At 75.0% G+C, this 7,711-nt stretch carries 5 protein-coding genes; 1 reads left to right on the top strand and 4 read right to left on the bottom strand.

Annotation, left to right across the window (positions count from 1 at the left end):
• The 3 genes from ACFWTE_RS20180 to ACFWTE_RS20170 all read right to left on the bottom strand — a co-directional run.
• Nucleotides 1-457, bottom strand: a 457-nt coding sequence (locus ACFWTE_RS20180; RefSeq protein WP_378781139.1) for a hypothetical protein, incomplete at its 3' end; no start/stop codon positions are given.
• A 25-nt stretch (nucleotides 458-482) separates the two neighbouring features.
• Nucleotides 483-2,150: an NYN domain-containing protein gene (locus tag ACFWTE_RS20175; protein WP_378781138.1), complete on the bottom strand. Its 1,668-nt coding sequence runs from the start codon at nucleotides 2,148-2,150 to the stop codon at nucleotides 483-485.
• A gap of 198 nt (nucleotides 2,151-2,348) precedes the next feature.
• Complete coding sequence (locus ACFWTE_RS20170; protein ID WP_378781137.1) at nucleotides 2,349-5,237, bottom strand: sigma-70 family RNA polymerase sigma factor; 2,889 nt, start codon at nucleotides 5,235-5,237, stop codon at nucleotides 2,349-2,351.
• A gap of 209 nt (nucleotides 5,238-5,446) precedes the next feature.
• On the opposite strand from ACFWTE_RS20170, the gene ACFWTE_RS20165 reads away from it, so the two are divergent.
• Entirely contained in the window at nucleotides 5,447-6,181 is a 735-nt protein-coding gene (locus ACFWTE_RS20165) for a hypothetical protein (RefSeq protein ID WP_378781136.1), read from the top strand.
• Between the two features lie 270 nt (nucleotides 6,182-6,451).
• On the opposite strand, the gene ACFWTE_RS20160 is transcribed toward ACFWTE_RS20165, so the two are convergent.
• Complete coding sequence (locus ACFWTE_RS20160; protein ID WP_378781135.1) at nucleotides 6,452-7,543, bottom strand: hypothetical protein; 1,092 nt, start codon at nucleotides 7,541-7,543, stop codon at nucleotides 6,452-6,454.
• Nucleotides 7,544-7,711 lie beyond the last annotated feature (168 nt).

Raw genomic sequence — 7,711 nt, 5'->3', positions numbered from 1 at the left:
CCTGGTCGAGGAAGCGGCGCGCACCGACCGTCGCCCACCGTTCGGCGCCCTCCAGGTCGTCGTGCGCGTACAGTGCCTCGGCGACGTGGATGAAGGTCTGGAGTCCGGGCGGTTCCTCGCCCTCCAGGCGCGCGAGGTGGGCGTAGGCCTGGTCGACCTCGTCCAGCTGCAGGAGCGCTCCGGCGCTGAGCGCCCGGGCATCGATCACCGTGGCGCCGCCGTCGTCGATCGCCCGCTGGTAGGCCGCGCAGGCGCGCTCGAACTCCTGGGCGATCTCCCACTGCTCGCCGGCGCGCACGAACAGTTCGGCGCGTGAGACCTCGCTTCCGGCGTCGACCCGGTTGGCCAGGTCCAGCAGTTGGGCGGCGACCCGTCCGTGCTCACCGGACCGGACAGCGTGGAATTCCCAACGGTCGAGTTCTGCCGTCGTCACGTGGGTCAACCGCCTCGCCCCCATCCCCTACTCGCACTCCCGCGTCCCGTCAGGATCTGGCCCGTTCCAGGGCCTGCCAGAACCCCTGGCGCAGTCCGTCACGGACCTCGTCACGCAACAAGTGGTCGATCGGCAGCGAGGAGCCCTGGAGCAGGCGCGCCTCCAGATCGGAGGGCATCCTGGGCCTGCGGGCGAGTACGGCCTCCACCCACAGGGCGGGCGCCTCGCGAGCGATCGACTCCGCGAAGTCGTTCCCTTCCTTGTGTGCGACATGCACCGCTTCGTCAACGGTATGCGCGGCGGAGCGTGTCTGTTGGGGATATCCAGGACTGGGACGGGATTCCTGGTAGCCGCCGGGACTGAACCGGCCGGCGGATTCGGGACCAGTACGTGGCGGCCCCCCGTAGGGGGAGGCTGCCCCACCGCGGTGAGCGGTGTCAGTTTCCGTACTGGTCCCATAGGTAGGGTTTGCGTCAGCCGCTCCCCCGAATCCGGAACTGTCACCCCCGCCGTAGCGTGGGTCCTGCCGCGGGTCCTGGGGCGGCGCGTTTCTCGGAGGTGGCGCGTGGCCGGGTTGGCCGTCCGGGGCGAACGAGCGCTGCGCCCCCGTGCCCGAGGCGAAGGACTGCTGGGGTCCCGTGCCGTTGAAGGACTGCTGGGGTCCGGTCATCGGCTGCCCCTGACCGGGTACCGGTCTCCCGGGCAGGCCGTAGCCCCCCGGGTCGACTCCCCGCATCGACGGGTGGTTGTCGGTGGCGGGGTAGCCCTGCTGCCCGTTCTGCGCGGGGTGGCCCCCGGCCATCGAGGCACCGGGGTAGGAGCCGTTGCCCCCCACGCCGGGCGGGGTCTGCCCTCCGGACGGGAACCCGTTGGCGTCGATACCGCCGGACTGCTGGCCGCTGTCGCCGCCCGGCCCCGCGAGGTGGTCGCCGCCGCGCTGCTGCGCGAGGGACCTGCGCATGGCGCGCAGCTGGTCCATGGCGCTGCCCTGGGGGACGGGCTGGCCGCCGGTTCCCGCGAACATCGCCTCCAGGCCCCCGCTGGAGGTACCCCCCGGGTCGGCCCTGCCGTCCCCGGGCTGCGCCGCGACGGGCTGCCTCGGGGTCTCGGGCGCCGACCGGGCGCGGCCGTTGGCGAACGGCGTGGTGGTCTTGGCCGCGGTCTCCTGTGCGGAGCCGCTGCTGGAGAGCAGGTTGACGTGCGGGCGCAGATGGCCCGCCCCGATCTCGATGAGGTCGTCGCACTCCCGGCGCAGGGCTCGGGAGATGGTCCAGTTGCCCTCGACGGAGATGTGCACGACGGTGACGCGCACGCCCATGTCCTGGACGTCGGCGACGACGGACGCCATGTCCTCGTCACCGCTGACCAGGACGGCGTCGCACAGGACACCGGTGCGGGCCAGCGTGGTGATGTCGCGCTGGACGTAGTTCTCCACGCCCTCGCGGCGACCGGGCCGTATCCTCGCGGCTCGGAACTTGACGCCGGGGATGTCGGCGATGCCGTCCTGTTCCTGGGAGCGCCGGTCGTCGGCGACGGCCTCGTACCAGTAGCAACGCAGGAGCGGGAGACCGGTGCGGTCCCGTGCGACCTCGTTGAGGAACTGGACGAGTCCGGAGTAGTCCCAGGAGACGGAGTCCCGGTTGCGGGTTCCGTGCACGGCCATCGCGCCGTCCGCGAGAAGGTACCCCGCGTCAACGAACAACGCGCAGCGGTCCACGTGACACCGCCCCCTTCCCTTTTGACTCTGGGGCCATATCCATGACCGGGGCACAGCCTAGCCAAGTCTGTCTCGTTTTGCGTGCCCTCCGCGAATACGCAAAGTCATGATCCCACTACCCACAGGCGGCCCTCCGGGGCGGGGCGCGCTGTCCCGACCCGTCGGGCCAGGTTGGGGACCCGGCGCGAATACCGGACATCAGGTACGCATCGGGGCCGTCAGCGCCACGACTCCCATCAGCACGGCGTCCTGCTCGGTGAGGATTCGGATATCCGATTCCCTCCCAAGGACCGCGTCGAATCGAACGACGTCGGTGCCGAAGGTGAGAGGGTCCCCCACCGCCCCGCGCGCCGAGGCGGCGAACGCGTTGTCCGCCTCCCCGTACCCGCCGCTCGGCGCGACCGCCCGGTCGTCCACCGTCACCGTGTCCCCCCGCAGATCGGCGTCGCCCTCCCAGGCCACGACGTCGATGCGGGAGGGGACCGCGGCGGGCAGCAGCCCCGACACGGAGAAGGGCATCCCCGTGTGGTTCCGGAAGACCGCCCCGGTGTCGTCGAGCACCATTGCCTGGTTGTAGGAGCCGATGCCGGGATCCTCCAGAACCACCACCAGGCCCCATCCGGCGTGCACGCCCCGGCCCTCCCGGGCCGGCACGTCGCCCACCCACCACTGGCCGCCGCCCTGCGCCCGCACGAGACCGGTCACGTCGGCGAACGCCTGGTAGGCGGGGTATCCGGGCAGGTCCGCCACCTCCGTTTCGGTGGCGGCCACGGTTCGGTAGGCCGTCATGCCCGGCCCCTTGACCCGTGCGGTGGGGGCCTCGGGGGCGCCCGCCGCAGAGAAGTACAGGCCCGCCCAGCGGACCGTGCCGCCTTCGGGGAGGTCCCAGGTAGCGGCGCTCGCCGAGGTGGTGGTGGGATCCTGGTCGCCGTCCAGGGGCGCCATCACCCAGTTGTCGTTGTCACGGTGCCGCCCCTCCCGGAGGCGGGCCTCGGCGCAGGGCCCGCTCTGCGTCTCCTGCTCCACCTCGGGGGCCGGGGACGGGCCCGGGGCCGGCCCGGTCTCGTCACCGCCGTCCGCGTCCTCCGCCGGATCCTCGGCCGCCCCCTCCTCCGGGTCCTCCGCCGGTTCCGTGGGGAGGTCGCCGTCCGGCCCCCCGCCGGTGTCGCCAGGAGCCCCCTCGCCCTCCTGGTCCCCGAGGCCCGCGTCCTCCTCGGGGGACACGTCCGCCCCGGGCTCCGCCGGGTCCGGTTCCCGCGGGGCGCGGCCCAGGTCGGCTTCCGCGTCCGGGTCGGCCCGCCCGTCGGCACCGGCCCGCCCGTCGGCACCGGCACCCCCGTCGGGGAGCACCCCGGTCCCCGGAGCGGGGCCGGGGACGCCGGGGACCGCCGGCCACTCCGGCCAGGGCCACGGCCAGTGCCCGCCCGGGTGCGGTTCCGGCTCCACGCAGGTCATCAGCGCGTTGCCGACGCTCTCGGTCCGTACCCGCCCCGCCGTCGCGTAGCGCGCGGTCACCCCCTCGGAGGTCACCCCGCGCTCCCCCGTCGCACTGGCGGCCACGGGTCCGGAGGACACCGTCACCGACGCGGGCACACCGGCGTCGGCTCCGGCGTCCACACGCACGTCGAGGAACTGCGTGCTGTTCTGCCCGGCCGACATCCGCGGGTGCACGCACCGTCCGCCTCCGCTGTCCGAGGAGCAGCTCCAGTCCCCGTTGCCGCCCGCCGTGGGGGCCGAGCTCCCGACCCCGCCGGAGGAGACCATCTCGACCCCGGGCGGCAGGGTGATCATCGCGATGACGTCCTCGGCCGTGGGCGCTCCGATGTTGCGCACGTCCAGGATTATGATCCCGTCACTGCCGGGGAGGAGCGCCCCGACCGGGTCGATACCCGCCGCGAACAACGGTGCGGGGGCGTCCTCGGGCACCTCCTCCTCCGGGACGTCCGCCGGCGGCAGGGCCGCCTCCACCGGCGGGGCCGGAGCCTCGGGGCGGTCCGGGTCGTCCGGTTCGTCCGGGTCCTCAGGCGCGCCGGGAGGTGGGGCGTCCGCGGGCGGGGTGCCGGGAGGAACGTCAGGAGGTGTGCCCGGCGCGGGTTCCCCCGGCGCGGGAGCGGGCTGCCCCTGCGGGGCCGCGACCGGGGGCGGGTCGTCCGGGGTCATGGGCCGGTCCCCGCCGACCAGGGCGAGAGCGACGGCGACCGCCATGCCGGCGGCGGCCGCGCCCCCGGCCGTGACCTGCTGTTGGCGGCGCGACATCCGTCCCCACCAGGCGCCCGTGGCGGCGCCTCCCGGTGTGAGGGCGAGGTAGCCCGCCGCACCGGAGCCGACCACGAGCGGGAGAACGACCCCGCGCAGGCCGACGTTGACGTCCATCAGCTCCGCGTACACCTCACGGCAGTCCGCGCAGCCGTCCATGTGCGTGTCGACCTTGGCGGTGTCCCGTTTGGACAGCCCGCCCCGGACGTAGCCGCCGAGGAGACCGAGGGTGGGACGGCACGCCTCCGCGGCGGCGCCGCCCGCCAGGTGCATCTGGAGGTAGGCCTGCCGGAGCCCCTCCCGTGCCCGGTAGGCGAGGGCGGCGACACCGTTGGGGTTCATGCCGAGCAGGGGAGCGGCGTCGGCCGGCTTGGTGCCCTCGATCTCGGTGTGCCACAGGACGGACTGCCACCGCTCGGGCAGGGAGAGGAAGGCACGGGCGATCAGGGACCGCTCCAGTCCCTCCAGCGCCGGATCCACGAACGGCTGGCCGGGGTCGAAGCTCTCCATGTCGTCCGTGACGAGCTGGCGCTTCTCCCCCCGCCCCCGGTCGTAGGCGGCGTTGCGCACCGCGGTGAGCAGGTAGGGACGGAAGGAGTCCTCGGGTCCCTTGCCCCGCTGGATGACGCTGAGCACCCGGGTGAACGCCTCGGCGACGGCGTCCTCCGCCTCCGCCTCTCCCCGCAACAGCTGCCTGGCCAGTCCGCGCGCCGACACCACATGCCGCTCGTACAGAGTCGCGTAGGCGGCGGTGTCCCCGCCACGCACCCGCCTGATGACCTCAGCGTCACCGACGAGTACCTCTGTGTGGTTTCTGTCGGCGTCAGGCACCGAACGTCCTCTCGTAGATCCCGCCACAAGCCAGGAAGAACGCTGGTTCGGCGCCGGAAGAACACGTACTCGAAAAAAATATCCCGCATCCGCGTCATGACCGCCACCGATCTCGGTAATCAGGGGTGACGGTGAGCGGCGGAGGCCCGTCGCGGGGGCGCGGGCCCCCGCCGCTCACCTGAGGAGGACCGACGATCAGGAGCGACACCATGGGTGATGCCGAGACGCATACCGGGACGCGGGACCGCGCCCGGCACCTGCGCGCCCCCTGGGGGCGGCGGAGCCGGGAGGCGGGCTGGGACCCCCCGGACGACTGGTGGACCCCTGCCGTGGACTCGGTGTGCGAGGCCTTCACGCGCGGCACGGACCTGGCCGAGCCGTGCAGGCGGCTGGGCGAGGCGCGGGCACGCTCGGGGGTGGGGGTCGGCCAGAGCCTGGACGACCTCGCGGCGTTCACCGCGCTGGCCGGGTGGCGGAGCCCGCCCCTCGAACTGGTGCGGGCCCTGGCCGAGGGGTGGGCCGACGCGGGGCGGGGACGCGAGACCTGTCAGGACGCGCTGACCGGCCTGGCCACACCGGAGTACCTGCGGACGCGGATCGGCGAACTGTACCGGAACGCCGACGGCGGGCCGGTTCCGGCGTGGGGCCACCGGCTGGCCGTCGTGGCGCTGGATCCGCAGATCGACCCGTGGCGGCGCGCGGCCCGGCTCATCGTCCTCGGGTACGAGCTGTGCCGCTTCTTCACCCGGGGCGAGTCGGTGTGCCTGCTCGGACGGGGTCGGATCGGGGTGATCGCACCGGACTCCGAGGACCTGGACCGGGAGCTGGACGAGCTGCGCAGGAGCATCGGCTGGGAACACGGCGCCGCCGTGTGGTCGGTGGCGCTGCCGCCCACGCACCGGGAGGCGCTGACCATGGTCACGGGCCTGGAACGGCCCGGCTGACCGAGTGACGCCGTCCTGGCACCGCCCGGCCCCGCTCCGAGGGGGCCGGCCCTGTGCCGGACGGTGGTCGGCCGGGCCGCGGACTCGCCGAGGGGACGACCGCGTCCGGCCGCCCGCCCGCCGAGCGGAGGCCCCGGGTCCTCTGGCCCCCGCGAGGGGCGACCCGGGTCCGCTCGGCGGAAGGGGAGAGCGCCGTGTGTCGGCGCCCCCGGAGGCGTGTCCGCAAGGGGAGGCGGACGCGCCTCCCCGTCATGTCCCCCGACGGCGTGCTCACCCCAGGTTGAGTCGTCCCCGGGTTGCGCCGAAGACCACGCGCTTCCAGGAAGCCGCCGGGACGGGCCTCACTGCGGCGATCCGCTGCTCGAACCCTCCCTGGACGGGAACGTGCCCGTCACTCGCGGCCACGGCGGCCATGGCCGCCACCTCGGTCACCGTGGGACCGGCCGCGCCCGCCGTGCCCGCCGCCTCGATCCAGGACTCGATACCCGCGGGTTCGGAGAGCGGGGACCGCGAGGGGACGTCCTCCGGGGCGGGGTGGTCCGCCTGCGGGGGAAGGTCCCCGAGGCCGGCCTCCGGCCCTTCGGCCCGGGCGGGGTGCTCGACGGGCCGGGACCAGGCGGACTGCTCCGGCGGCCCGGGCTCGTGCGCCTGCTCGAAACCCGCCAGGCCCTCGAACCGCTCGGCCGCTTCGGGGCGGTCGGGCTCTTCGGGCCGCCAGTCCTCGGTGTAGGGCGCGGCGGGGATGTCCAGGAACCCGGTCACCTCCAGGGGCCCGGCGGCCCCGGGTCCGACGGCGACCGGAGCGGGTTCGCCGCCCGGGTCGTCGGGCCGCGCAGGGGCGAAGGCGGGTTCCTCCTCGCCGAGCGGGGAGGCCCCCCGGTACAGCAGTGGCGCGCCGTCCGACCCCGTGTCCGCGGGGGCCGGGAGCGCGTCGGGGGACGGCCCGGTCCGTGGCGCCGGATCGGCGTCCGGGGAGGCTGCCGTGTCGGGGGACTCCGCGGGCTCGTCCTTGTCCTTCCGCGCACGGCGGTCGGCTCCGAGGACGAGGAAGACGTCCGTCTCCTCGGCGTCGGGATCGGCCCCGTCCGCCTCCTCGCCGAGGACGGTCGGCGGGTCGGCGGGGCGCGGCGGACCGACCTCGCGGGGCGGCCGGGTCCCACCGGTGGCGGGCCGGCGAACCGTTGGCTCCGGAGGCGTCTGCGTTCCGAACCAGGCGCGGGCCGGGGGGACCTCCGTGTCGGCCCCGGGGGTCGCCGACGGCTCGCGCCTGGGTGGTGCGGGAGCGTGCGGAGGCGGTGCGGGGGCGGACGCGTGGGGCGCGGGTCCGCCCGGGGCCGCGCCACGCCCGGGGTGCGGCCACATCGGCTGTTGCGGGCCGGAGGGCGGGCGGTCCCACGGCGGCTGCCGGGGCCCGGACTGCGGCCCACCGGGCTGCGGGGGTCCGGGCCGCGGTTGGACCGGCTGCTGCGGGCCCGGCGGGAAGTACTGCCGCGGGGACGGCTGAGCCCCGGACGGCGCCCGCGCACCGGG

It is taken from the genome of Nocardiopsis sp. NPDC058631, from assembly GCF_042716955.1.
Taxonomy (GTDB): Bacteria; Actinomycetota; Actinomycetes; order Streptosporangiales; family Streptosporangiaceae; genus Nocardiopsis.
The sequence above is the reverse complement of the archived record's forward strand: the minus strand, read 5'-3'. Positions and strand labels throughout refer to the sequence as shown.

What these genes read in the sequence shown, in the direction of transcription:
- ACFWTE_RS20165 (WP_378781136.1), top strand. Translation starts at nt 5,447, where the DNA reads ATGGGTGATGCCGAGACGCATACCGGGACGCGGGACCGCGCCCGGCAC.
- ACFWTE_RS20160 (WP_378781135.1), bottom strand. Translation starts at nt 7,543, where the DNA reads ATGTGGCCGCACCCCGGGCGTGGCGCGGCCCCGGGCGGACCCGCGCCC.